The 24,873-nt window shown below is 46.2% G+C and carries 27 protein-coding genes; 8 read left to right on the top strand and 19 right to left on the bottom strand.

Annotated elements, in window-relative coordinates; genetic code table 11:
• Position 1: 1 nt before the first annotated feature.
• The 4 genes from atpH to K401_RS0109855 are packed head-to-tail and all read right to left on the bottom strand — an operon-like array spanning position 2 to position 1,985.
• Positions 2 to 505, bottom strand: coding sequence for an ATP synthase F1 subunit delta (gene atpH / locus K401_RS0109870; RefSeq protein WP_024292800.1), 504 nt, complete (start codon positions 503 to 505; stop codon positions 2 to 4).
• Positions 486 to 986 (bottom strand): F0F1 ATP synthase subunit B, encoded by a 501-nt coding sequence (gene atpF / locus K401_RS0109865; protein ID WP_024292799.1) that lies wholly within the window; start codon positions 984 to 986, stop codon positions 486 to 488. Before atpF ends, atpH begins: the two co-directional genes overlap by 20 nt.
• Positions 987 to 1,040: 54 nt before the next feature.
• Positions 1,041 to 1,259 (bottom strand): ATP synthase F0 subunit C, encoded by a 219-nt coding sequence (gene atpE, locus K401_RS0109860; protein WP_024292798.1) that lies wholly within the window; start codon positions 1,257 to 1,259, stop codon positions 1,041 to 1,043.
• A 30-nt stretch (positions 1,260 to 1,289) separates the two neighbouring features.
• Entirely contained in the window at positions 1,290 to 1,985 is a 696-nt protein-coding gene (locus K401_RS0109855; protein ID WP_024292797.1) for a F0F1 ATP synthase subunit A, read from the bottom strand.
• A 553-nt stretch (positions 1,986 to 2,538) separates the two neighbouring features.
• Between K401_RS0109855 and K401_RS0109850 the strand changes: the two genes are divergently transcribed.
• Positions 2,539 to 3,348, top strand: coding sequence for an alpha/beta hydrolase (locus K401_RS0109850; RefSeq protein WP_024292796.1), 810 nt, complete (start codon positions 2,539 to 2,541; stop codon positions 3,346 to 3,348).
• A 102-nt stretch (positions 3,349 to 3,450) separates the two neighbouring features.
• Here K401_RS0109850 and K401_RS0109845 read toward each other — a convergent pair whose 3' ends face one another.
• Positions 3,451 to 5,469: an alginate lyase family protein gene (locus tag K401_RS0109845; protein ID WP_024292795.1), complete on the bottom strand. Its 2,019-nt coding sequence runs from the start codon at positions 5,467 to 5,469 to the stop codon at positions 3,451 to 3,453.
• Positions 5,470 to 5,895: 426 nt separating this feature from the next.
• On the opposite strand from K401_RS0109845, the gene K401_RS32810 reads away from it, so the two are divergent.
• The 7 genes from K401_RS32810 to K401_RS0109810 all read left to right on the top strand — a co-directional run bounded on the left by K401_RS32810 (position 5,896) and on the right by K401_RS0109810 (position 12,415).
• Positions 5,896 to 6,036, top strand: coding sequence for a hypothetical protein (locus K401_RS32810; RefSeq protein WP_156945263.1), 141 nt, complete (start codon positions 5,896 to 5,898; stop codon positions 6,034 to 6,036).
• A gap of 93 nt (positions 6,037 to 6,129) precedes the next feature.
• Positions 6,130 to 7,176 carry a methionine ABC transporter ATP-binding protein gene (locus K401_RS0109835; protein ID WP_024292794.1) on the top strand — a complete coding sequence of 349 codons (1,047 nt, stop codon included), beginning with the start codon at positions 6,130 to 6,132 and terminating at the stop codon, positions 7,174 to 7,176.
• On the top strand, positions 7,157 to 7,837 hold the full coding sequence (locus K401_RS0109830) for a methionine ABC transporter permease (RefSeq protein WP_024292793.1): 681 nt from the start codon (positions 7,157 to 7,159) through the stop codon (positions 7,835 to 7,837). Before K401_RS0109835 ends, K401_RS0109830 begins: the two co-directional genes overlap by 20 nt.
• Positions 7,838 to 7,866: 29 nt before the next feature.
• A complete protein-coding gene (locus K401_RS0109825; RefSeq protein ID WP_024292792.1) occupies positions 7,867 to 8,826 on the top strand; it encodes an L-lactate dehydrogenase in 960 nt (319 codons plus the stop codon).
• Positions 8,827 to 8,895: 69 nt separating this feature from the next.
• Positions 8,896 to 9,828 (top strand): MetQ/NlpA family ABC transporter substrate-binding protein, encoded by a 933-nt coding sequence (locus K401_RS0109820; protein WP_024292791.1) that lies wholly within the window; start codon positions 8,896 to 8,898, stop codon positions 9,826 to 9,828.
• A 21-nt stretch (positions 9,829 to 9,849) separates the two neighbouring features.
• A complete protein-coding gene (locus tag K401_RS0109815) occupies positions 9,850 to 11,253 on the top strand; it encodes an FAD-binding oxidoreductase (RefSeq protein WP_029700713.1) in 1,404 nt (467 codons plus the stop codon).
• Positions 11,237 to 12,415 carry a pyridoxal phosphate-dependent aminotransferase gene (locus tag K401_RS0109810; protein WP_024292789.1) on the top strand — a complete coding sequence of 393 codons (1,179 nt, stop codon included), beginning with the start codon at positions 11,237 to 11,239 and terminating at the stop codon, positions 12,413 to 12,415. Before K401_RS0109815 ends, K401_RS0109810 begins: the two co-directional genes overlap by 17 nt.
• 703 nt (positions 12,416 to 13,118) lie before the next feature.
• On the opposite strand, the gene K401_RS31800 is transcribed toward K401_RS0109810, so the two are convergent.
• The 14 genes from K401_RS31800 to K401_RS0109750 all read right to left on the bottom strand — a co-directional run bounded on the left by K401_RS31800 (position 13,119) and on the right by K401_RS0109750 (position 24,867).
• Complete coding sequence (locus K401_RS31800) at positions 13,119 to 13,331, bottom strand: hypothetical protein (protein ID WP_024292788.1); 213 nt, start codon at positions 13,329 to 13,331, stop codon at positions 13,119 to 13,121.
• A 12-nt stretch (positions 13,332 to 13,343) separates the two neighbouring features.
• Entirely contained in the window at positions 13,344 to 13,577 is a 234-nt protein-coding gene (locus K401_RS31795) for a hypothetical protein (RefSeq protein ID WP_024292787.1), read from the bottom strand.
• Positions 13,567 to 14,934: an MATE family efflux transporter gene (locus K401_RS0109800; RefSeq protein WP_024292786.1), complete on the bottom strand. Its 1,368-nt coding sequence runs from the start codon at positions 14,932 to 14,934 to the stop codon at positions 13,567 to 13,569. The genes K401_RS31795 and K401_RS0109800 overlap by 11 nt, the downstream gene beginning before the upstream one ends.
• 79 nt (positions 14,935 to 15,013) lie before the next feature.
• A complete protein-coding gene (locus K401_RS34195) occupies positions 15,014 to 15,139 on the bottom strand; it encodes a hypothetical protein (protein ID WP_367401701.1) in 126 nt (41 codons plus the stop codon).
• Positions 15,140 to 15,302: 163 nt separating this feature from the next.
• The gene (locus tag K401_RS0109795; protein ID WP_024292785.1) at positions 15,303 to 16,319 is read right to left on the bottom strand and encodes an AbrB family transcriptional regulator; all 1,017 of its coding nucleotides are present in this window, start codon (positions 16,317 to 16,319) and stop codon (positions 15,303 to 15,305) included.
• Positions 16,319 to 16,822, bottom strand: a complete 504-nt coding sequence (locus tag K401_RS0109790; RefSeq protein ID WP_198018303.1) for a LeuD/DmdB family oxidoreductase small subunit — start codon at positions 16,820 to 16,822, stop codon at positions 16,319 to 16,321. Before K401_RS0109790 ends, K401_RS0109795 begins: the two co-directional genes overlap by 1 nt.
• Positions 16,823 to 16,840: 18 nt before the next feature.
• On the bottom strand, positions 16,841 to 17,338 hold the full coding sequence (locus tag K401_RS0109785; protein ID WP_024292783.1) for a LeuD/DmdB family oxidoreductase small subunit: 498 nt from the start codon (positions 17,336 to 17,338) through the stop codon (positions 16,841 to 16,843).
• 3 nt (positions 17,339 to 17,341) lie between these two features.
• On the bottom strand, positions 17,342 to 18,601 hold the full coding sequence (locus K401_RS0109780; RefSeq protein ID WP_024292782.1) for a 3-isopropylmalate dehydratase large subunit: 1,260 nt from the start codon (positions 18,599 to 18,601) through the stop codon (positions 17,342 to 17,344).
• Positions 18,598 to 19,608: a hypothetical protein gene (locus K401_RS0109775; protein ID WP_024292781.1), complete on the bottom strand. Its 1,011-nt coding sequence runs from the start codon at positions 19,606 to 19,608 to the stop codon at positions 18,598 to 18,600. Before K401_RS0109775 ends, K401_RS0109780 begins: the two co-directional genes overlap by 4 nt.
• 12 nt (positions 19,609 to 19,620) lie before the next feature.
• Positions 19,621 to 20,715 carry a M24 family metallopeptidase gene (locus K401_RS0109770; RefSeq protein WP_024292780.1) on the bottom strand — a complete coding sequence of 365 codons (1,095 nt, stop codon included), beginning with the start codon at positions 20,713 to 20,715 and terminating at the stop codon, positions 19,621 to 19,623.
• 1 nt (position 20,716) lies between these two features.
• Positions 20,717 to 21,217, bottom strand: a complete 501-nt coding sequence (locus K401_RS0109765) for a LeuD/DmdB family oxidoreductase small subunit (RefSeq protein WP_024292779.1) — start codon at positions 21,215 to 21,217, stop codon at positions 20,717 to 20,719.
• 11 nt (positions 21,218 to 21,228) lie between these two features.
• The gene (locus K401_RS0109760; RefSeq protein ID WP_024292778.1) at positions 21,229 to 22,470 is read right to left on the bottom strand and encodes a 3-isopropylmalate dehydratase large subunit; all 1,242 of its coding nucleotides are present in this window, start codon (positions 22,468 to 22,470) and stop codon (positions 21,229 to 21,231) included.
• Positions 22,471 to 22,485: 15 nt separating this feature from the next.
• Positions 22,486 to 23,661 carry a tRNA-dihydrouridine synthase gene (locus K401_RS0109755; RefSeq protein WP_024292777.1) on the bottom strand — a complete coding sequence of 392 codons (1,176 nt, stop codon included), beginning with the start codon at positions 23,659 to 23,661 and terminating at the stop codon, positions 22,486 to 22,488.
• Between the two features lie 474 nt (positions 23,662 to 24,135).
• Positions 24,136 to 24,867, bottom strand: a complete 732-nt coding sequence (locus tag K401_RS0109750; RefSeq protein ID WP_024292776.1) for an IclR family transcriptional regulator — start codon at positions 24,865 to 24,867, stop codon at positions 24,136 to 24,138.
• Positions 24,868 to 24,873 lie beyond the last annotated feature (6 nt).

The raw sequence follows: 24,873 nt of genomic DNA, 5'->3' as shown, positions 1-24,873 counted from the left end.
TTCACCTCCGCATTATTTTTTGTTCCAATTCTTTAAGACGTCCCTTTAAACTCCAGTCAGTCTCCACATCTCCTACGCGGATGATGAATCCGCCGATCAAACCTTGATCAAGGATCAGACGAAGCCTTACATCTTTTTTATCATATTTTTTACGCAGCATTCCCTTGATTTCCTGAAGCTGTTCTTCTTCCGGTTCTGTCACATAGTAAAGAGAAGCCTCCAGAATCCCTTCCTGTCTGCAAACACAGGCACGCCATGCCTTAAAAATGTCATCTGCAAGATCCATATCCCGGCGATCCACCAGAACCTTTAAAAAGGTCCTGATCTCAACAGGAAATACACGGTCAATGACACGGTGTTTGCTGCTCCTTGCCACCACAGGACTGTTAAGGGCGCGCTTAAGCTCCGGCACAGTCCTTAGTGCCAGAGCTGTTTCCTCAATGGCTGTTTCAGGAACAGAAAGCTCAAAGAGCACCTGCCCGTAATTAATTGCTGCCTGCATCATGGAAATCACCTGCTTCTGCTATAAATGAATCGTAAAGCGCCTGATTCGCCCTGGCGCTCACCTCCTGATTAACCACCTTGGCTGCAGCTGCGATAACCAAGCCCGCGATCTGTGCCTTGGCCTCACGCATGGCCTTTTCCTGATCAGCCTCCGCTTGTTTCCTGGCTTCGGCCATCAGACGGCCTGCATCCTCCCCCGCATCCTTTAAGATCCGGTCATACTGGGCCTTTGCCTGGGTTCTCGCCTCTTCAATAAGCCTTGATCCTTCTTCAGAGGAGGCAGCCAGCTTTTCTTCATACTGCTTTCTAAGCTCCGCTGCCTGACCTTCCTTATTCCTGGCATCCGAAATGCTCTGCTCAATCATACCCCGCCGCTTATTCATCACATCCATAACCGGCCCTATGAGGAAATGCTTAAGCAGAAGATACAGGACGATGAGGTTTACGATATTCCACACAAAGTTCATATCCAGTCTAAGCATCTGTACCGCCTGCCTTTCTTTTTATTTTTTCCGCTTTCATTCCGACCTTGCGAATTATTTGAGGAATAAAATGATGAGAAGGGCTATAACGAAACCATAGATGGCAGTTGCTTCTGCAAGTGCACATCCTAACAGAAGGGCCTTGCTGATCTTGCCTTCTGCCTCTGGCTGTCTCGCGATGGCATCCACTGCCTTGGAAGTTGCCAATCCGATTCCGACTCCTGCTCCAATACCTGTAAGAACTGCGATTCCTGCTCCAATTGCTACTAACATAATAATTCTCTCCTTTTAGTTTTTAATGACTTACTCCACTGCTTCCCTGATAAAAAGTGCAGTTAAAAATACAAATACATAAGCCTGTATCAATCCGTCAAAGATATCAAAATAACAGGTGAACGGAATTGGTACGATTGGCCCGACAAGCTGCTTAATCAGCTCCATAACTACGAATGATCCCAAAACATTACCAAACAACCGCATGCACAGGGAAAGCGGCCTGATTAATATTTCCAGAACGTTCATGGGGGCAAGAAGAGGCAACGGCTCCCCGAAGCTCTTAAAAAAACCCTTTACCCCTTTTTTGTGAAAGCCCGAATATTCTATCAGCAGAATGCTCATAACAGCAAGCGCTGCGGTGGCATTTAAATCCTTGGTAGGCGGCTTGAATCCCACCATGCCAATTAAATTGGCTACTCCGATATAAATGGCCACGGATATGAGATACGGGATATATCGTTTTCCCTCTTCTCCCACCAGGTCTTCAAAAAAATTGTAAATTCCGCCGATTGCCATTTCAAGCGCCAACTGCTTCTTCCCAGGATTCTCAACCTTAAGATTTCTCACCAGAATGATGGAAAGGAGCGTCAGAGCTGCCATGATAATCCATGATACCACTACTGATTCAGCAATGGGGATCCCACCGAATATGGGAATGGTAAAAACCGTTTCGCAGTTCAGTTCCTCTAATAACTTCTCTGCCAAATCCTCCGTAATGCTCACTTCCTTTCTTAACCGTCCTCCTCTTAAATATTACCAATTTTGTAAATTGTACTCCTAAATATACAATGTTACAGGAGGTATACCGTGTATCATACTTTCATCTTCAGGAATTGTCAACTTTTTGCAGAATTCGTAACATCCTGTTAATGCCACTACTTGTTTGAACAATTAAAACAATTTTATCCTATGAGAATCTAAAATTTTTATTAATTTTTTAATTCAAAATATAAGCAAATCATAAAGTGTTTTCTTTTCAGCCAATTTTCTGGGTTTTATGTAGAATTTTTTTCTAATAATTTGTGAATTTTGACGGCGTTTTTTTTTTGATTTTTTATTTCACCGTCATTAGTGCCTAACACAATTATAATTAGATAAGAATAGATAGGGAAAAGAGATATTCACTCAACTATCAAAACCCATAGAGCTATCAAATCCCACAAATACCTTGTAAACTTATTTTCCTTCCTTTCATGTCTTTCTTCCTATTAAAATGGACATGAATCTGGTATAATAAGGTAAATATAAATTAAAATGCATCAAAGGAGGTATTACTATGGGAGAAATGATTTCTTCATTTGACGGAACCATGCTGTTTTTAAACAGGGAGGCTCCAGAGGCTGCCAGGGGGACGGCCGTCATCGTTCATGGACTATGTGAGCATCAGGGAAGGTACGATTACGTTGCAGAGCAGTTTCACAAGGCCGGGATCGCAACCTACCGCTTTGATCACAGAGGCCACGGGCGCTCCCAAGGGGAACGGACCCACTATGAAGATTTTAACCAGCTGCTTGATGACACCAATGTGGTGGTTGACATGGCTATACGGGAAAATCCGGATATTCCCGTATTCTTAATCGGCCACAGCATGGGAGGTTTCACCGTTTCCTTATACGGCGCAAAATATACGGACAAGAAGCTTCGGGGCATCATCACCAGCGGAGCATTGACAAAGGATATCGCCGGGCTTATAAGCAGTGTTCCCAAAGGCCTGGATCCCCACACCATGCTTCCCAATGAGCTGGGAGCAGGCGTGTGCTCTGTAGCCGAAGTTGTGGACTGGTACGGCAAGGATCCCCATAACACCAAAACCTTTACCACCGGCTTATGCTACGCTCTCTGCCAGGGAATCACCTGGTTTGAGGAGGCCGTCACAAGGTTTCAGTACCCCATTCTCATGCTCCACGGAGAAAAGGATGGCCTGGTAAGCGTTCAGGATACTTATGAGTTTTTTGCAGCTGCTCCTTCAAAGGATAAGCAGATGAAAATTTACGGCGGCTTGTTCCATGAGATTTTTAATGAATACTGCAGGGATGAGGTTATCAATGATGTCCTTCACTGGATCCAGGAGCGGATTTCCAGTTAGGAGAACGAATATTATCGCATTCAGTTTCAGGCCATAGCAAAAGCAGCGTTTATCCATAAAGGAAAACGCTGCTTTCTCTTTTTTATTTTATCTTCAGGCTCTCTACCAGTGAAGGACCGTGCCTCCTACCTTCTGTTTCTCCGTATCAAACACGATGACTGTTCCAAGCCCCTTCACGCCTCCTGCCGTCAGTAAGTCACAGGAACCCCCAATATCTCTGTGGGCTAAAATGACAACATATTTCTTTCCCTTCCAGCCAATGGATATTGCTTCCGCATCAGACGGGCTTAAGGGAACGGTGGGATCAGCCCCGAATACGGGGAGCATGGAAAGTTCCGGCGCCTTGTATTTCTTCTTTTCCCCCCCTGAAACAACGGTTATGATGGAAGAAAAGCCTTCTGTTTCTTTGCCGGCCAAAAGCTGTTTTCCCGTCTCCATCTGGTTATAATTTCTGGAAATCCATCCTTCCGACAGTTTCATCTCGCACCCGTCCGTGAGAACAGTCAGTTCCCCGTCCGCCTGAATGCCGGAGTAGCGCACAGTACGCCCGGAACGGGAGATCTTTCCATGATTATTAAAATGGAAAAGCTGCTGATAGGTATGGGTTTCTCTGGAAAAGAACTCATCAGCAATCAGATAAAGATCCGTATCAATTGCCAGCACTTTTCTGGTGATCCACACATTTCCCCCGTCTCCGTTTAAATATCCGCCGTGACTTCCCTGGACATAACGGTACCCGTCCTTTGTCTTATAGCCGCCAAAATACGCTGCAGACATGTTATCTACTGCCCAGGCATCCCGGCATGTTAAATAATCACGGCCATCCACCAGGGGAACATTGTGGCCCAGAGCGCTTTTAAACCAGGTTCTTGCTTCACCGGGCACATAATGATAGCGCCCTGTATCCATAAGCATGTCCTCTCCGTTGATCACAAGATCCACATGCAGCTTGTCGGAATGGCCATGGCCTCCTCCCAGGAATCCGCAGCGGAAATGAAAATAATCCGCGTTTTCATCCCAACCGGACCGGATAAAAAGATTTCCGGTGCTTTCCATGACCCTGTCTAAAAAATCCGGTTCCTGTGAATCCAATTTCCCGTAGCCTTCGATCCCTTCTTTTAAGAAATCCCAGGCTCCGTCATAATCCATCTTGTCATAGGCACTGAATTTTAACACCGGGTCTGAAAAAAGCCAGGCGCTTTGTGCCAGTAAGTCCCTGAGATCGGTTTCATCGCTGTCCCCCTGCATGGGCTGGCAGTGGTTTGGCTTTTTCCATGCAATGTTTGCATAGGCCATCTGCCGGATCTTTTCCTTCATTTTCTTGGGAAGCTTAATGCTGTACCGTCTGGCTAACCGCATCACTTCCAGATAACAGTGGAACACTTCATTATGATACATGGGAGACTGTTCCCAGTGCACTCCGTCATCAGCGACCTGCACCCCAATCTCTTCGCTAAGGCGCATTAGGGCGGAATCCAGATACTCCCTTGTCCTGTCGCAGATAGGAAGGGCCAGGGCGATCTCCATCAGTCCCCTGTTCTCAATCACTCCCCAGTTGCTCTTGATCTGGAAATGCTTATAGGTTGTCATAAGGTACTCCCCATGAACTGTCAGGCAATCCATATAAGCCTTCAAAAGTCCGTCATTCACAGAGGGACTGTCTTTAAAATAGCCCATGGCCTTTACCCAGGTTTCGGCCCGGATCCCTGCTTCAATACTCCTCCATGTGGTATTCTTAGTTTCTTCTGTCAGAGGGTTATTTTTTATCCAGGAATCCAGCAGCTCTGCAAAAGTCTTTGCATATTTCTCATCGCCTGTTATGGCGTATGCCTGTCCCAGGCATATAAAAAACTGGTGGCGGTTAAACTGGAAGATAAATTCCGGATCATCACCCGGCATATAGTCCCATACCACTTCCCCATCAAAATGGACCGGCTCATAGGTTCGTTCCATATCCCACCTCAGATCGAACAAAAACGTGTGCTTCGCAGCATCATCTGCAATCCTCAGGATATGGCCCACTTCCTCCGGCCAGTTCTTTTGACAATACTCTGTGACCCAGGCCTTATCCTCCTGAGTGATATAATTGTTCCGGTTTTCAAAATATTGTGCCTTTGACATCTCATTCCCCCTCTTCCATGATAAATTATTTTGTTTACTTCTATTATAAAGGAAAAACCAAATGAATGGAATAAACGATTTACATGATTCTTATTCTTTTTTTAGGTTTGCAAATCAGGATATTTCACTCTCATGTGATATGTTGTCATCCCAGGCGCTTTACCATACGTTTTAAATTTATCTGTTGCTAATAAAAGCCGGTAGTCTTGTGCCGCCTTCCGGACAAGTGCTGCACTGATCATGTCCGGGATTTTCGTGAATCCGTCAGACAGATAAAGAAAGAAGGCCGTCCCTCATCTGCTTTCCACTAAAAAAAATCCTGGTTTTTTCACATTCTGGTTGACAATTTCATTTCTCAGAGCTATTATACATATAAATCCAATATGTTTAGTAGGTAATGATTCATTCTACAGGAGGAACACACTTATGAAAAAATCTGCAGCCCCAATCCATGTTACCATGTGTATGTTTAAGGACATGTCAACTGCCATGTCCCTGATGTGTTGCACTCATTTTGTTTCCTGTGCTCCCAATCCGGTAGATAAGGATCTGTCATTGCAGCGCTGATTTCACAATCAATGTGTATTTCATACATGCAAACACAGCAGACCAAAAACGGGAGCCTGAAAGCTGCCCGTTTTTTTATAGGAGGAAATGACTGTGATTCAATTAGAAAATATCTCAAAAACCTTTGGGACAGGGTCTGTCGAAGTCCATGCGGTCCATGATGTGTCGCTGTTCATTGAAAAAGGGGAAATATTCGGGATCATCGGATTCTCCGGAGCCGGAAAATCCACTCTGGTCCGATGTATCAACTTGTTGGAGGCGCCTACCAGCGGGACCGTCACCGTAGACGGACAAGTGCTCACCGGTCTGCCGCCCAAGGCCCTGCGGGCCGCCAGAAAGCGTATCGGCATGATTTTTCAGCATTTCAACCTGATGCGTTCCAGAACCGTGTTCGGGAACGTGGCCTTTCCCTTAAAGGGCAGCGGCCTTTCAAAAGAGGAGACGGTAAAAAAGGTGAGGGAGCTGCTGAAGCTTGTGGATATTGCGGATAAAGAAAATGCTTATCCGGCCCAGCTTTCCGGCGGACAGAAACAGAGAGTGGCCATTGCCAGGGCCTTAGCCAATGATCCCAAGGTCCTTTTATGCGACGAAGCAACCAGTGCCTTAGACCCACAGACCACCCAGTCCATTCTCCGGCTTCTCCAGAAGCTCAACAGGCAATTGGGCATCACTGTGGTGGTCATCACCCATGAAATGGCTGTTATCAAGGAAATCTGCAACCGTGTGGCTGTCATGGAAAATGGAAAAGTGGTGGAGGAAGGAGAAGTATTCTCCATTTTTGCAAATCCCAGAGAGAATGTGACAAGGGATTTTATCCGTACCACTTCCAACTTACAGAAGATCGAAGGGCTTTTGGCTGAAGACTCTCCGGTCACACGGCTGAAGCCGGGAGAACTGATCGTCCGTCTGACCTATGTGCAGAAAAATGTCTCAGAACCCCTTATATCTACGGTTTCACGAAAGTTTGACATCAATCTGAACATCATATTTTCAGATGTGGAAATCGTTCAGGACGCACCTATCGGAGGTACTGTTGCCATTGTAGACGGTGACAGGGACAGAATCAACCAGGCCATCAATTACCTGATTGAAAAAAATGTAGGAGTGGAGGTGATAAAAGATGCAGGAATTGTTTCTTGATATCGTGCCCAATGTGGCGGGCAAGCTGCCGGATTTTTATAAGGCCATCAGGGACACCCTGGTCATGACTTTTTGGTCCGGGTCCATTTCCTTTTTGCTGGGCTTAATTCTTGGAGTCATCATCACGGTCACCAGACCGAAAGGAATCCTGGAAAATAAAGCCGTCTTCCAGGTGCTTGATAAGGTCATCAACTTTTTTCGTTCCATTCCCTTTATCATCCTTCTGACAGGTGTCATGCCTATTTCTCGGCTCATTATGGGAACGGCTATCGGTGTGAAGGGGGCAATCGTTCCCTTGATTTTCGGAACAGTCCCGTTTTTTGCCCGTCAGATTGAGAGCGCTCTGGCAGAGGTAGACCACGGGCTGGTAGAAGCAGCCCTTTCCATGGGACTCAGCCCTCTGGAAATCATTTTCCGGGTCTATCTTCGGGAGAGCATCGCGGGAATTGCCCGCAGCACGACGATTACGGCCATCAGCCTTTTAGGCCTGACCGCCATGGCGGGAGCTGTCGGTGCAGGAGGCCTTGGAGATTTCGCCATCCGCTACGGCCATGACCGGAATCAGACCGACGTGACCTATATCACGGTCCTGGTCCTGGTACTCATGGTCAGCGTAGTTCAGATTATAGGAAATCAAGTCGTTAAAAAGAGCACCCATTAAAAATAAGGAGCTTTCCGGAGGAAATGAAAATGGAAATTCAAAAAAGAAAAATCGTAATCATCGGCGCAGGCCACGTTGGATCTCATGGAGGCTACGCTCTGTTATCCCAGGGACTTGCAGAGGAAATCGTCTACATTGATATCGACGAGAAAAAGGCAGCGGCTCAAGCCTTAGACCTTTTCGACTCCACCGTCTACTTGCCGAAACGGGCCATGGTCCGTGCCGGCAGCTATGAGGACGCCGCTGATGCGGAGCTGATCATGGTTGCAGCAGGACCTTTGCCTGACATGAGCAAGGGTCAGACCAGAATGGATACCTTAAAGCAGACCATTGAAATCGTTAAAGACATCACTGACCATATCCGCATTTCCGGCTTTAACGGGATCATCCTGAACATCTCAAACCCTGCTGATGTGGTCACCCATTATATTCAGCACGTACTGGACTATCCGGTCCAGAAAATATTTTCTACAAGCACTACCCTAGACAGCGCCAGGCTGCGGAGGGCCATTTCCCAGGCCATCGGCATTGACCAGAAATCCATTCAGGCCTACGCCTTAGGAGAGCACGGGGAAAGCCAGATGGTTCCCTGGTCATCGGTAACTGTGGCCGGAAAGCCTCTGTTCCAGCTTATGGAGGAACAGCCGGACACATACGGAAAATTGAATTTGGAAGCCATTGCGGCAGAAGGAAAGGCCGGCGGCTGGCATATATTGGCCGGAAAAGGCTCCACAGAGTTTGGAATAGGAGCCGCCATTGCCGAAGTGGTCCGGGCGGTATTCGGAGATGAGGATCGGATCCTTCCCGTTTCCACTATGCTGACAGGACAGTACGGCCAGACAGATGTTTATGCCAGTGTTCCTGCAGTACTAAACCGGCACGGAGTGTCCCAGGTAGTGGAATTGCGGCTGACAGAGGCAGAAGCAGCGCTGTTTCAGAAGTCCTGCCAGACTATGAAGGAGAATTTCCAGCTGGCGCTGACGCTTTAATATGGAGTCAATGATTCAAAGCAACCAATCATTTAAAATAATCAAAATTTCAAAACGGAGGAAACAATTATGAAAAACAGAAAACTTACCGCAATTTTATTATCCGCTTCGGCCCTGGTCTTATCCCTTACCGCCTGCGGCGCATCATCAAGCGGCAGCAGCACCCAGGCCACGGAAAGCACCAAGTCTGCAGAAAGCACTTCCCAGGCCCCGGAGAACACTGCCGCCGAAAAGACCGGAGACCCGGTTACCATAACGCTGGGCGTGGTGGGAAGCATTTATGAAGACTTATGGGCTCCCGCAAAAGAAGCATTAAAGTCAGAAGGCATCAACCTGGACATTGTTCAGTTCTCCGACTATGTGACCCCCAACAACGCTCTTGCCAACGGGGAAATCAATTTAAATGCATTCCAGCACCGCATTTATCTGGACAATGAAATTCAAAGCTACAGCTATAAAATCCAGAACATAGGCAACACCTTTATTATTCCGTTAAACCTCTATTCCAAAAAGGTCACTTCCGTTGAGGAAATCAAAGACGGAGACACCGTAGCCATTCCAAACGACGTGACCAACGGCGGCCGTGCATTAAAGGTGCTTGAGGCGGCAGGCTTAATCAAGATCAAGGCGGATGCAGGCTTTAATCCTACCACCGACGACATTGAGACCTACAATGTTCAGATTAAAATAGAAGAGCTGGCTGCCAACACCATTCCTTCTGCTCTGGCGGATGTGACAGCGGCCATCATCAACGGAAATTATGCCCTGGATTTCGGCTTAAAGACAGAAGAAGCCATATTCGCTGACACCAGCCTTGGAGAAGAAAAATACTGGAACCTGGTGGCGGCCCGCACTGACGATTTAAGTGATCCGGAAAAGGCGGAGTTATACCGGAAGGTCGTGGAAGCATTCCAGTCACCGGAAACAGAGAAGATATTCAACGATACCTACGGCGGCTATTTCATCAAGCAGGGCTGGGACGAGGATTTACTGAGCAAATAAGATATTTTACCGGAGGCAGTTATGAACATAGATAAAAATGCCCTGTGTTCCATCATTCAGGACCCAAAACGGCTGGTGTTCGAACACATAGAGCCCCGTTTCTTAAGCGACACGTTAGGACGGCTGACCGGAAATGCAGAAGCACTGGTATTTCCGGCCTCCGCCGGAGAGGTCAGCAAAATTCTCCGATACGCCCACGAAAACCGGATTCCCGTGACTCCCAGAGGTGCGGGGACCAATCTGGTGGGCTCCACCGTTCCGGTGGAAGGGGGAATTATTCTGGACCTCTCCAGGCTGAACCGCATCCTGGAACTGGATAAGGACACCTTTACTGCAACAGCAGAGCCTGGGGTTCTGCTTCAGGATTTTCAGGCATTTGTGGAAAGGGAAGGATTTTTCTATCCCCCGGATCCGGGTGAAAAGGCCTCCTCCCTGGGCGGAAACATCAGCACCAATGCAGGAGGGATGAGGGCGGTAAAATACGGAGTGACCAGAGATTACGTCAGAGGCCTGGAAATCGTCCTGGCAGACGGCACCATTTTACAGGTGGGCAGCAAAAACGTCAAGGACGCCAGCGGCCTTTCCCTTAAGAACTTAATCATTGGTTCTGAAGGAACTCTGGCCGTCATCACCAAATGCATCTTAAAGGTGATTCCGAAGCCGGAAACCTCCGTCAGCGTGCTTGTCCCATTTCCTGATTTAAGAATCGGCATGGAAAATGTCCTGTCCATCTTAAGGGCCAACGTGAACCCAACGGCAGTGGAATTTGTAGAGAGAAAGGTCATTTCCCTGGGAGAGGAATTCATGGAGTTCCGTTATCCAAGGCCGGATGCAGGCTCCTATATTCTTCTGACCTTTGACGGCAGGAAGGCGGAGGTGGATTCCTCGATAGAGCAAGTAAAACGCCTTGTGACAGAACACGGCGCCCTTGACTATGTGGTCCTGACAGACCCGGATTTAGCGGCAGGAATCTGGAAGGTACGCGGAGCTCTTGTGAATGCTGTGGAAGCTGTGTCCGAACAGGAACCGGTTGACATCGTGGTGCCTATCGATAAAAGCCATATTTTCATTCAATACATCAATGAGCTGGAACGGGATACGTCCATGCAGATGGTCAGCTTCGGCCACGCCGGAGATGGCAATGTCCACCTATGCGTGGTACGGGGAAACCGGGACGAAGAAAGGTGGCAAAAGGAACTTAAGAAGAACATGGAAAAGATCTACAAAAAGGCTTACGAGCTGGGAGGGCTGACCTCCGGCGAGCACGGCATCGGGATCAGCAAACGTCCCTATTTTCTTACGGAAACAGCAGGAGAGAACCTTTTGGTCATGAACCGGATCAAGGATGCCTTAGACCCTCTCCACATCTTGAACAACCGAAAATCCTATATCACAGAAGGAGAGAGCAATGCAGAAATTATCTGACCGGACGGCAAGCTTTACAGACTCCGTCATACGTCGCATGACCAGGATCAGCAACCAGTACGGGGCTGTTAATTTGTCCCAGGGCTTCCCTGATTTTGAACCGCCAAAGGAGATTCTGGACCGGCTTTGTGAGGTTGCCTATGGTGACTTCCATCAGTATTCCATCACCTGGGGAGCGGAGAATTTCCGGCAGGCGCTGGCCGCCAAGCAGTCAGAGCCAATGGGCCGTGATATCGATCCGGCAAAAGAAATCGTCGTTACATGCGGCAGCACGGAAGCCATGATGGCCGCCATGATGACCGTGGCAAATCCGGGAGATAAGGTCGTTGTATTTTCGCCGTTTTATGAAAATTATGGGGCGGATGCCATTCTTTCGGGGGCGGAGCCCATTTACGTGCCCCTTCACCCTCCTTTATTCAACTTTGATCCGCAAGAGCTGGAGGCTGCCTTTCAGCAGCAGCCCAAGGCCCTGATCCTCTGCAATCCGTCCAATCCCTGCGGCAAGGTTTTTACCCTGGAAGAACTGACTTATATCGCCGGGCTTGCCCAAAAATATGATGTGTACGTCATCACGGACGAGGTTTATGAGCACATCGTCTACGCGCCTCATAAGCACGTTTATTTCGCTTCCCTGCCGGGAATGTGGGAGAGGACCATTTCCTGCAGCTCCTTATCAAAGACATATTCCATCACAGGCTGGCGTTTGGGCTATATCATCGCGCCGCCGGAGATCGTAGATGTGGCGAGAAAGGTCCATGACTTTTTGACTGTAGGCGCTGCGGCTCCCTTACAGGAAGCGGTCATTCCCGGGCTTAAATTCGGTCAGGATTACTACGATTCTCTTCTTGAAAAGTATACCGGGAAGCGGGAGCTGTTCTTAAAAGGCCTTGATGACCTGGGACTGGTCCATACGGTGCCGGAAGGGGCTTATTACGTTATGATGGATATTTCTGAATTTCATTTTAAAAGTGATTTGGAGTTCTGCGAGGTACTGGCAAAAGACGTGGGCGTAGGCGCCGTACCCGGTTCCAGCTTCTTTAAGGAGCCGGTCAATCACCTGATCCGCTTCCACTTTGCAAAGCGGGACGAAACCTTAATAGAAGCCTTGAACAGGCTCTCATTGATCAGGGAAAAGATACCTGTGAGACAGGCAGACTTATAACAGTAATGGGGTGATATGGAGGAAAGCTGTAAAACAGCTGGGAATAAGGGTGAAAATCAAATAAATATGAACTGTTGTATCACATAAGACACCGCTTTAGCAGGGCTCTGTGCAGTGTAACAGCAAAAGGCTGTATGCTCCCGTAGAAGGAGTATACAGCCTTTTTGTTGTCAGCAGCCTGTTTCACTGCCTGGCCGCGTTTTCTTATAAATTTCTATGGGAATACAGTCACCGAATACTCAGCTGATTCTATTGGCAAAAATCCATAAATCCAGACAAAATAAAAGCCCCAACCCCGCAGCTCTCTGTCTGCAAAACCGGAACTTTTGATGCGCCTTCGGGGGCTCGAACCCCGGACAAATAGATTAAGAGTTCCATTACCAGGTTTTTAGAGTAATTTTTTATGCTCTTTCATTGTTTTGGATTCGATTCAGGCTTATAAATCCTTTATTTTATGTCTTAATATTTTTAATTTGCATAGACTTTGCAAAGAACGCTTGTATATTCTATCCTACATTTCCTTTAAATGCACTTTCCTAAATTTGTGTACTAGACGTATATATTTCAATAATCGTTTTTATAAGGACCTCACCAATTGGAGCTGCTAAATTGCCTAATCCTATGTAATATAAGAGGAAATAACGAATTTCTAACTGTGGAGCTTAAATTATTAAATATTATTCAGTTCTTATTTTATAACCAATCATAAACAAAGCTGCCTTATAGCTCTTAACCCATCTTTTATATCAAGTTTTCCAAATGATTCTACATCTTTCCTATATAACTCTTTTACTAACCAATTTGCTCTAATATTATTTTCTAAATGTGAATTATAATGATTTGTAATTATTGAAAATTTGTATATTCCTTTGTTTGGATTTCTTGGATTTTCACCTATTTTTGATTTAGTATTCATTCTTAAAACTCCCTAAGAAAATTTTAATTCTTCTGGAGTCATATCCAACCCACTTTCTTGACAAAATTTTCTTACCAAATAACATAAAGCAGCCCCAACCCTACTATCATATATTACAAAATCTCTAACAATCAAAGAGTATATCTTTGTAAATCCAGAACTCATAAACAAATCAATATTACGATACCATTCTAACGACTCATCTCTTTCCAAATTTTCCTTAACTTTTATAAATTCAATTGCCATTTTCAATGTTGCCGGCCTGGACCAACATCTTACCGCCCCACAGCCGTTTGTAATAATATATCCAGGCAGCCAGAGAAGAAAGCGCCCAGCCGACCGGTATTGACCAGGCTAAGGCTTCCGGACCCATACCTGCGAATAATACCAGCAGATGCGCCAATACCGCACGGACAAATAAACTCGCCACCGGAAATACCATGGCCATAACAGAATCGCCGACACCGCGGAAGAAACCGTTGAAAGCAAACAAAAACGCAAATAAGAAATAAAAGATTACCATGATATTTAAATAATTCAGCCCTACCTCTGCAATGATACCAGCGTTTATATCCTTCCGGTTTAAGAACATAGAAATCAGCCATGGCCCCAATGATATGAGCACAACGGAAATAAATATCGCCAGCACTACCATCATAACAATAGCAAACCGCAGACCTTTTCTCGCCCGGTCTTCCTGGCCCGCCCCCATATTCTGGGCCACAAAGGTGGAGAGGGCCATGCTGACATTGCTCACCGGCATAATCGCAAGTTGATCAATCTTCGCAGCAGCTGTAATGCCTGCCATCACTGCGGCTCCAAACGAGTTGATCAACTTGGTAATTGTCAAGTTAGCAAGACTTACCACTGAAAGCTGAATCGCTGCAGGGGTTCCATATTTTAAGATTTCAGTAAACAGCTTCGGATCAAAGGTAAGGCTGGTAACATGTAATAACGGCACCTTGTGCAAAGTATATAAATAGCATAAAACTGCTGAGACCGCCTGAGCAATCAGGGTAGCCACTGCCGCACCCAAAACACCCATATGAAACTGCATAACAAAAACAAGATCCAATACAGTATTGATAATGGTACATAAAATCAGAATCAGCAGCGGACTGCGCGAATCTCCCAAGGCCCGCAGATAAGCTGTGTACATATTATAAAAAACAGGAAACAGCATACCGCCCATCAAAAAGCGCAGATACAATACTGCATCATCCATAATTTCCGGCGTAGCATCCAGCCAACGCAGTAGATGCGGTGAAAACAAAATTCCGGCCACTGCCACCACAACAGAGAACACCCCCAGAAACACAACGCTGGTAGACACCATCCGTTTCATTTTATCATACTTCCTGGCACCATAATACTGGGAAATCAGAACCGAAGCACCTGTCGTTAAGCCAATCAACACAGATACAAGAAATTGCAGAATACTCATCGCCACACCGACCGCCGCCAGTGCGTTGCTGCCAACATAACGGCCGACCACCATCGCGTCAACCATACTGTATAGCTGCTGAAAGACATTGCCAATCAACATGGGAATTGAAAATGATATAATCTGTTTGGTTATACTGCCCTTTGTAAAATCATTCAACGAATTTACCTCATCCCGATATCTTTTTAGTATATTTTGTAATTAATTATAAGCCTCTTATAATCGGTTTGCAAGTGGCTCAGCTGAATCCATAATCGTAATACCATTTTCCATCCATATCCTGGAACCACCCCTTATTCATATAGCCATTTCCATCAAAGTGATACCACTTGCCATCTGCTGGATTCTTTACCCAGCAAGATATGGCATATGTATTATCATTCCGCAGATATTTCCATTCTCCACTGTCTAATAACCACTGTCCCTGAGCTAATTCCGGCGAAAGCGATCCATTGGGCGGCTACTCAGCCTGGCACTCAGCACATGGCTTACCTGCGCACTTCCGCATACCCTTCATGTTCGCTAACCTATACCAAAAACCTGATCATCACTGGAGTCATGAGAAGCACTGTCACCATTCGAATCACCTGAAAGATCGTTACAATATCTGTATCCGCCCCATATTCCATGGCCACCATGATTGTAGGAGAAAGTCCTGCCGGGCAGCAGCTTAAAATACAGGTAAGCTTATCCCAACCCGTCAGCTTCATCAGGAGATATGCCATCAAAAGTCCAAAGCCCACCACAAGCAGACTCAGCAAAATGACAGGTAACACATAGTGGGGAAATTCCATCATACTCTCCCTGGATATGGAAACCCCTGTCAAGCCACCAATCCCAATCTGCACCATAGTCTGTAATTTCCTGTTTATTTTACATTCCAGGTTCGCTTTCCTTACAGCCGCTCCCACCACCAGCATAGAGCCCAGAATATTAGCCGCCGGCATGTGAAATAGATCTAAGAGCTTAGCAGCCGCCAGGGAAATCAGAATTAGAATGCCCCACAGAAGCAAGGAGATCTTTTTTCCGCTTACTGACCTCATGTTATCTGTTCTCTCCTCCGGGCACCTCCTGTATTTTGCAGCCAAAGAGGAGAAAAATGTCATGGAGATCAGCATTCTGGAGGATTGAAGCAATACGGTCACAAAGGGGTCGGAATGATAATTGAGGGACATCAGGGTAATTTCAGCCATACCGCCGGGCATAGCTGCAAAAAAGGCTGTCTCCCTGTCAATTCCCATAGTTGTCAGAACCCAGATGCCCGCCAGGGATAACAAAATAAGCCCAGTAACATACACTAGCAGCTGCCTGTACACGCCTTTTAAACTGTGGTTCATCCGCAGCCCCAGAAACACTCCTGTGATCACCGATAAAAGTGGTTTCTGGAATGAAGGAACCGGAAGGCGAATCCCGAGAAGGGTCAGGATCATAAAACAGGCAACAGGGCCTAAAATAGCAGGGGCAGACACTTTTAAGTGTCTGCCTCCCAGATATCCCAGATAACTTACACACCAGAATAATATAAAACCAACAGCGAACTCCATCAGTCAGCCTTCCACTCATCAATTCTGGGACCAAAGGCAATGAGACCGCCGGCATCTAACATCTCCATCAGGAAAGAATCTACCGGCTGTGCCTGCAACACATCACCGGTGGTCTCATTTTTCACCTTTCCTGTTGCCATGTCCACGGACAGACAATCCCCTTCTGATACATGATCTGTAATTCCCGGACATTCTACAAGGGGTAGTCCTACTTCAAAAGCATTTCTGTAAAATAACCTGGAAGCATACTCTACCACCACGGCACCCACGCCGGTAGCCTTGATCGCCTTTGGTGCCACGGCCCTGCCTGAGGACTGGCCAAAATGCTTTCCAGCTACAAGAATATCCCCTTTCTGAACCTTCTTCGGGAATTCCGGATTATAGTTTTCCAAAACGTGTTTGGCCATCTCCGCCATATCACCCAAGGCTCGATCCACTCTTACTATCTGATCTGTGGGAATATTGTCACCAAATTTCCACACTCTTCCTTTTATCTCACTCACTATATCACCACCAAATCATTATATTTGATATTCATCAATCTTTGGTCCGAAAGCTATCAGACCTCCGGCATCCAGCATTTCCATCAGGAACGGATCAATGGGTCTGGCATGAAATTCCTTTCCTGTGGTTTTGTTGACAATCAGACCGTTTTCCATATTGACAGAAATGATATCTCCGTCACTGACTCCCTGGGTAATTCCCACACATTCCAGAAGGGGAAGTCCTATCTCAAAACTGTTCCTGTAAAACAGCCGTGATGCATACTCTACAATCACTGCGCCCACGCCTGTGGCTTTGATCGCCTTTGGTGCTACGGCGCGGCCTGAGGACTGTCCAAAATGCTTCCCTGCCACCAGGATATCACCCTTTTTTACGTTTTTAGGAAAATCAGGATTTAAGTTTTCCAACACATGTTTGGCCATCTCGTCAAGGCTGAGCAGGACTCTGTCTGCTTTCACAATCTGGTCTGTGGGAATATTGTCACCGAATTTCCAGCATCGTCCTTCTCTCTCCATTTCTCAACCCTCCAAAAACTCTCTGGGATCTGCCACACAGCCTTTTACAGCAGATGCCGCCACAGTGTATGCAGAGCTCAGATACATGATTGCCTCAGGACTGCCGTTTCTTCCCGGGAAGTTGCGGGCATGGGTGGAAATCATAGCCTCATTCTTTGACAAAGCTCCCATATTGATAGCCTGGTTGGATCCGGTACTGGCCGGGAACCAGGAAGCCCCTGCCTGATGGAAGATTTCCACGATACCTTCTTCCAGACATTGCTGGAAAGTCTCCCTGCTGCTTGGAACAGCATTGAATTTTACGCCGGAAGCCAGTTTACGTCCCTTTAAAATCTCTGCCGCCTGTCTGAAATCTTCTATACGACCACCGCCGTGGCCGCCCAGCTCTGCCCACTGAACCGGTTTTCCGGCAAAGCCACCGGCTGGCTTTACATTTCCAAGGGTGGGAGATGCTGCAACCTGGGGTTCCAGACTGCTGATGTCAAAGCTCATCACTTTCTCATACTCACAGTCAGGATCAGAGGTAATCACGTCGAAAGGCTCATCCGTATATTTCTTAATAAATTCAATGGTTTTCTCATCCGGATCGATAAAAGCACATTTGCCTCCCACATCAATCGTGATTAACGGAAACAGCCATCTGTCCCATACATCCAGATCTTTTATAAATTGGCCGGTAAAATGAATTGCACGGTAAACAGCCCCGCCCTCTCCGATCTGGCCGGTGAGCCACAATGCCACATCTCTTGGGGTCACTCCTGGCTTTGTATGGCCGGTCAGTTCAATTTTGATGGTCTTTGGCACCATAAACCAGGCTTTTCCATAAGCCATTACAGTAGCTGCGTTGGAATTATTTCCCAGTCCAGTAGCAAAGCAGCCCATAGTTCCGTGCACAGGAGTATGGCTGTCAGAGCCTACCACAATGGTTCCCGGACGTACAAAGCCAGTTCTTTCTCCTACGTTGTGGATATTACCGGAGCCACAGTCAAACAGGTTAATGTGGTACCTTCTGGCAAACTCACGATTTCTCTCCAACACCTCCGCCCTCTGCTCCGTAGGTGGTGAGAAATGATGATCAAATACCATTGCCACACGTTCCGGATAACGCATCTCCTTTTTTACTTCATTGTCAAATACATTGGCGGTAATATAACCGCTTAGGTCATGAAGCAAAAGGGTATCTACATTGGCTACCACCACGTCTCCAGGCTTTACTTCCTTTCTCCCGCTGGCCTTGGCCAGGATTTTTTCTATCATATTCATAAAACAACTGCTCCCTTCTCTGTAATACGGTACATATTGCTGCAACAAATACCACTTTTCTTTTCATGCACCGCCACATATAGAACCTGATCTGTAGTAATCTCACATGCCGCCTGGTTCAGATCTGAGATGACGTCCGACAATACCTCAACGATAATCTCAAAGCCTTCCGCCCCACAAGGTACTGCTCTTCCAGGTAACAGCTCAAGAGCCACTGCTTCCAGCTGTCTGTCCACTGCTGTCGTAACTGCACCAAAGGTCTTCGTCAGCTTGACCCAAATACCTAAGTACTGCATCAACCCGCAGACCGTCCATTTACCACCTGCATCCTCCATTGTAACAGGAAGACCAAAGGAATTCCCCTCATGGGAAACATAGAGTACGATATCCATTGCACCATTTTTCCTGGCTCCATACTCGATTTCTGCAGTCACGGTTTTGGAACTTCCGCTCCGGGCATATTCTTCTGCCCCCCGTTCAAATGCCTGGTGCAGGATTACGGCTGCTTTTGAAGCCATCTCTCTGTAGGAGTCATCTGTTGTCTGCATAAGTTTCGTTTGTATATCATCTATGGCAACCAGTTCAAATCCCTGCACTTTCAATGCATCTCCCAAATCTGCCATGATATATTTTCCTATCATTCCAATCCGTCCGCCCTGAGGGAAACGTTCCTTTAAGGACTGCGCTGTCCGGGCCGGCACCTTAAAGCCTGAGGCTAACAGCTTCTCCTCTTCAATTCCGGTCAGAGTATGTATCCAGGGATTGACACGGTTATTATGGCCTGTCACCATATAAACCTCTTTTTCAGTTATCACTGCCACACTGTTACACCAGTAAGGTGCATAATTCACATAATAGGATAGTTCATCTGCTGAATACACATCACCGTAAACCACTACTGCCTGTACATTCATCTTGGCAGCCTCTTTCATCAGTGCCTGCCTTCTTTCCTCAAGGGCAGACAGAGGCAGCAGATTTTTATCCCAATCCATATATCCACGCTTCATATAATCCTCCTTCTACACCTCAAACAGCTTACGCTCTGTAACGGAAAGCAGCTCATATCCATCCTTTGTGATCAGTACAGGATCCCCAAATACCATGTAGCCACACAGCGGACTGAAGGTATTGGGATGAATCACTACCACCATGTTTTCCTTTAACACCAAATCAGTAGACTCTAATACCAGAGGCATCTCATCTAAGTCTAGGCCATGTCCGTGGCCTCTCACTCTGGTATATTTCTCAGTACAGTATTCACCATAGCCATACTTACGGAACACATCATTTTCTGCTTTGGCCACATCACTGATATTCACGCCGGGGCGTATCATGTCAAAGCCGGCCTGTTCTGCCTCCAGGAAAATGTCAAAGGCTTTCTTCTGATTATCATTAGCCTTCCCCTTCACACAGGTACGGCAGATCTGGGCCCACCAGCCATTGACCTGGGGCGTTATCTCTGTACGCACCATCTGACCAGGCTGGGCTACACGCATCATGGGCGGCGTCATACCATACACATCTTCCCCGCCTGTGGCCAGCAGCATAAAGGAATCCTCGGCGCCATGGCGCTTGATGTAATGCTCAACCTCAGCCACAATCTGGTACTCATTAAGACCGTCGGCCACGCCCTTCATAAATACGATCCATGCCTGATCTGCCAGGCTTACGGCCTGTCTTAAATAGCCGATCTCTTCCTCTGTTTTCTGCATTCTGGCAGTCTCAAGCTTCCCTTCGCCCGGGATACAGGAGACGCCTGCCGCTTCAACAGCCTGAGCCAGATTAAGAGGCATATATCTTTTTCCTGATATTGCCATGTTCTTCACCCCAGCCTCTTTTAAAAGCCGGGTTACTGTACCGTAAGGATCTGCGCTGTAAACAGTCACTCCCTTTAATAAGGGTTCATTTTTACATTGATCCCACTCTGAGCCATAAATCACATAGGTCCTATCTGTTTTTGCCAGATACAGGACAATTCCAAATGGTCCGATAAAATTCTGTTCTGTCAGAAAACGGTAATTTTCCTTGTGCCACTGGGGGCTGTAGACGAGAAATCCATCTGCCTCTAGCTCAGAGGTTATCGTCCTGAGCAGTCCGATTTTCTGAACTTTCATTCTATTTCCCCTCCGTTTCGGCCTTCAGCTTATTCAACAAACCGCCTGCGGTCATAATATCCAGAAGGAAGTCCGGAAGCACCGTACCCTTAGTCTCTGTTTTCTGGGTTACGTTCTTGATGATTCCCTTTGAGAGATCCACTTCAAGCTCATCTCCCTCTTTACAAAAATCACAGATATTGTCACATTCAATAATTGGAAATCCTATATTAATGGCATTCCGAAAAAATATTCTTGCAAAACTGTCTGCGATTACAAGATTTACCCCTGAAAATTTAAGAGCTCTGGGAGCCCACTCACGGCTGGAGTTGCAGCCGAAATTCTGTGCGGCCACCATAATATTCCCATCCTTTAGTTTCTCATGAAACTGAGAATCAATGTCCTTCATACATGCCGCTGCCAGACCCTCAGGCGTTACTGCTGTCACATGGGTAGAAGATGCAATCTGCTCTGCCGCCACATTGGGTCCGTAAACACCAAATACTTTGTTATGTATCACCATAGTTAGTCACCTCAAATCTTTCTAGGATCTGTAATCCTGCCGCTTATAACAGACGCTGCCACAACTGCCGGGGACGTTAAGTAAACCTGAGATGTGGGATCTCCCATTCTTCCAACCATATTCCGGTTGGAGGTGCTCAGACATACTTCATTTTTTCCCAGAAGTCCGTAATGGCCGCCTGCACATGGTCCGCACTGAGGATTGCACCAGATCGCTCCCGCATCCAGAAAGTCCTGAACAATTCCTTCTTCAACACACTGCCTGAAAATGGTTCTGGATCCTGGGATCACCTGAAGGCGTACACTTGGAGAAATCTTTTTACCTTTGATGATATCACGGGCAATGTGGAAATCTTCCATTCTTCCGTTGGTACAGGTTCCAAGAAGCGCTCTTGTAAATGGCGTTCCCACCACTTCACTGACTGGAACAGAATGCTGGGAACCGCCTGGCTTCGCCACCATAGGCTCTAGCTTGCTTCCGTCAATATTGATTACCTTTTCATAGACTGCATCAGGGTCAGAGTGGACGATTTCAAAACTGCGTTCTGATCGTTCCTTGATATATTCCACTGTTTTCTCATCAGCTTCGATAATCCCATTTTTTGCTCCCGCTTCCACAGCCATATTGCAAAGAGAGGAACGGGAATCAATGCTGAGCTGGCGGATGCTGCTGCCTCTGTACTCAATGGCTTTATAGCTTGCCCCATCCGTTCCTAAAAGGGTCATCACATAAAGCGCCACATCTTTTCCACATACATATTCAGAAAGCTCTCCCTCAATATTGATGAGAATCGAACTGGGAACCTTCATCCAGATGCTGCCCTTATTAAATACCCAGGCCATCTCAGTAGCTCCAATTCCTGTGGAAAATGCGCCTAACGCGCCATAAGTCGTGGTGTGAGAATCTGTTCCCACATAGGCATAGCCTGGAAGGATATGGCCTTTCTCCGGCATGATCTGATGACAGATTCCCTCAGAGTTATAAAGGGGTAAATCATATTCTTCTGCAAAACGGATGGTGTCGGTAATTAAATCTGCATCCATAACCTTGCTGGGAGGCGTGCCATGATCCACCAGAATAATGGCCTTCTCTTTATCCCATATTTTCAAACCCAGCTTACGGAATTCTGAAAAAAACAAAGGGCCCTGCTTTTCCACCGTAAATGCCGCATCTACTTTAACCTCTATAATTTGTCCTGGCTCCACACGATCCAGTCCAGCCGCTTTGGCTAATATTTTTTCAGTTATATTCATGTTCTGCTATCCTTTCTATAACACATATGTAAATGCATCTCTCGGACATACGCCGCGGCAAAATCCACAGCCAATGCATTTATCTTCCTCAACAACACACTTTTTCGCATCGCTGTCATAAGTAATCGCATCACAATGTGCAATCGGCAAGCACTGCTTACAGCCGATACAGCGTTTCTCATCTATCAGTGCTGTAACATCTGCGTAGTCCATCTCTCCCGGAGCACACACATATTTGGATGCAATCCCTACCATCTCATCTATAGAGCTGTAGCCACACTCGTCCATGAACTGTTCCAAACCCTTTAAAATCTCTTTGCCAAGTCCAAAGCCCTTTTGCATAACAGGGACGCACATCTGAACAGCAGAAGCCCCATACATGATAGTTTCCACTACATCCTGCCACGTATATAATCCGCTGCCGCCGATGACGGCTTTTCCCGTATTAGCTCTATATACATCATTTATGAAACGGTTTGAGGCCCGTTTGGACCATACGCCGCTAATAGCGCCAAAGTTTCCTTTTTCACTTCCCGGATACAGCATCTTTCCGCCATTATAAATGTCCAGCCCGGGAGCACTACGGTAAGACGCATGAATATTCAGAATATCAGCGCCCGCTTCTGCCACGGCTTTGGATACCGGCATCAGCTTTCCGCTCTCTGTATTTAATTTGGCAATCACCGGAATCTTCACTGACTTTCTAACCTCTGACACAACAGTCCTGCAGGAATCCGGATCAGCGCCAAGATTAGCACCAAGAACCGCCTTTGTCTTTGCATCAGCTGTCAATAAATTCGGGCAGTTAAAATTCAGTTCAATTGCATCTGCTCCCGCCTGTTCCATCATATGGGACAGTTCTCCCCAGGATGCCACGTTATTGGGAGTTCCGGACAGATTCACCGCTATTTTAAGCGATGTCTGTTCCTTGGCCTTTCTAATCATATCTAAGGTGTATTCAGGATCCAAGCGCGGATCCCCACTTACAATTACCCCAATCTTGCTATCGCTGTACCATCTTGGCTTTGCTGCAAATTTTTGCCAGGTCATGGTGTGCTTTAAGCTTACGGCGGCAAATCCGTTTTCATCAGCCTGTTTTAAATGGTCAAGTTTAGAACTGATCGGACCTGAAGCAATCATTAACGGGTTTTTCATTTCAAAACCACCAACATCAATTTTTAACGAACTCATCTTTAATAACCTCCTCCATTGTTGTCCCATTATACGGTATAGCTGTCCCATTTATCAATATATCACTTTCTTTTTACTATTGCAAGATGTTTTTTAAAGTGTTAAAAAAAGACGGTTCATATAACCGTCTCAGACTGTAAACAAAGTCCAGGGCTTGCACCCTGGATTTTGTCTGTTTTAAGATAGAAAAATAGCGAAACCTTAATTAGGGATTCGGGTCATCGAACACAGGCGATAGCGAAGCTGATACTAGATGATCAAATACAGCCGTTGTTTCTGCATTAAAGACCAAAGACGAAAAGTAGATTTTTTAAGAAATATAAATATATATGATAAGTATTATGATTACTATATTTGCCCAAATGATACAAAATTTTATAATGAATAATGACAAAATGGAGTTAGGGCTTGTGCCCTAACTCCAACTTTGTCTACAGGATAAAACGGTTCATCTCTGTATTTTATTGTCACCTTTTATCTTAATAATTTAACGCTTGCCTCATCCACAGCTTCCTGAAGCATTTCTATATACATTTTTTTCACTTCTTCCGAGTAAAAAGATATCACACTGTTGATTGAAAGGGCTCCTATTATCTCTTTTGTAATCACACTAATGATTGGAACAGCAATGGACCAGCAGCCGGTATAAAGCTCCTCTTTACTAACGGCATACCCGTCCTGACGGCATTTTTCAATTTTTTCAAGGATCTCTTTTTTATTCGCTGCAGTGATGATCCCATTTTTTTCACTATATTGAAAAGCCTCCTCAAATTTTGAAGAAGAAAGTGATGCCGCAAGCATACGCCCCGTAGAACCAATGAAAAGAGGGCCTCTGTCCCCCATATGCACATTGCTGATGGCACGTTTGTGCCCCTCAGCTCTGTAAACGCAGATACGCTCTATATCATTTATAACATTCACAGAAACGGTTTCCTGGGTTTTTTCCGAAATATTCTTGACCAGCGGAATCATTACCTCCAGGAAATCTGTGTTCTGATTGTAACTTAAGCATAGGAGCTGAAGTTTCTGGGAGATGGAATAACCTTGATCCTGTACATAAACAATCATTCCCGCTTTCTCCATACTCTGAAGCGTCCTGTGAACTGTACTTCTTGGAAATCCTGTCAGCTTTTGGATCACGCTCACGCTGTTGTTCCCTTTTGTCTGTCCTACTGCCTCAAGTACTGTAAAAATCTTCTCTACCATATTAAC

Source organism: Lacrimispora indolis DSM 755 (genome assembly GCF_000526995.1).
Lineage (GTDB): Bacteria > Bacillota > Clostridia > Lachnospirales > Lachnospiraceae > Lacrimispora > Lacrimispora indolis.
This window is presented reverse-complemented; position numbering and strand designations above follow the sequence as displayed.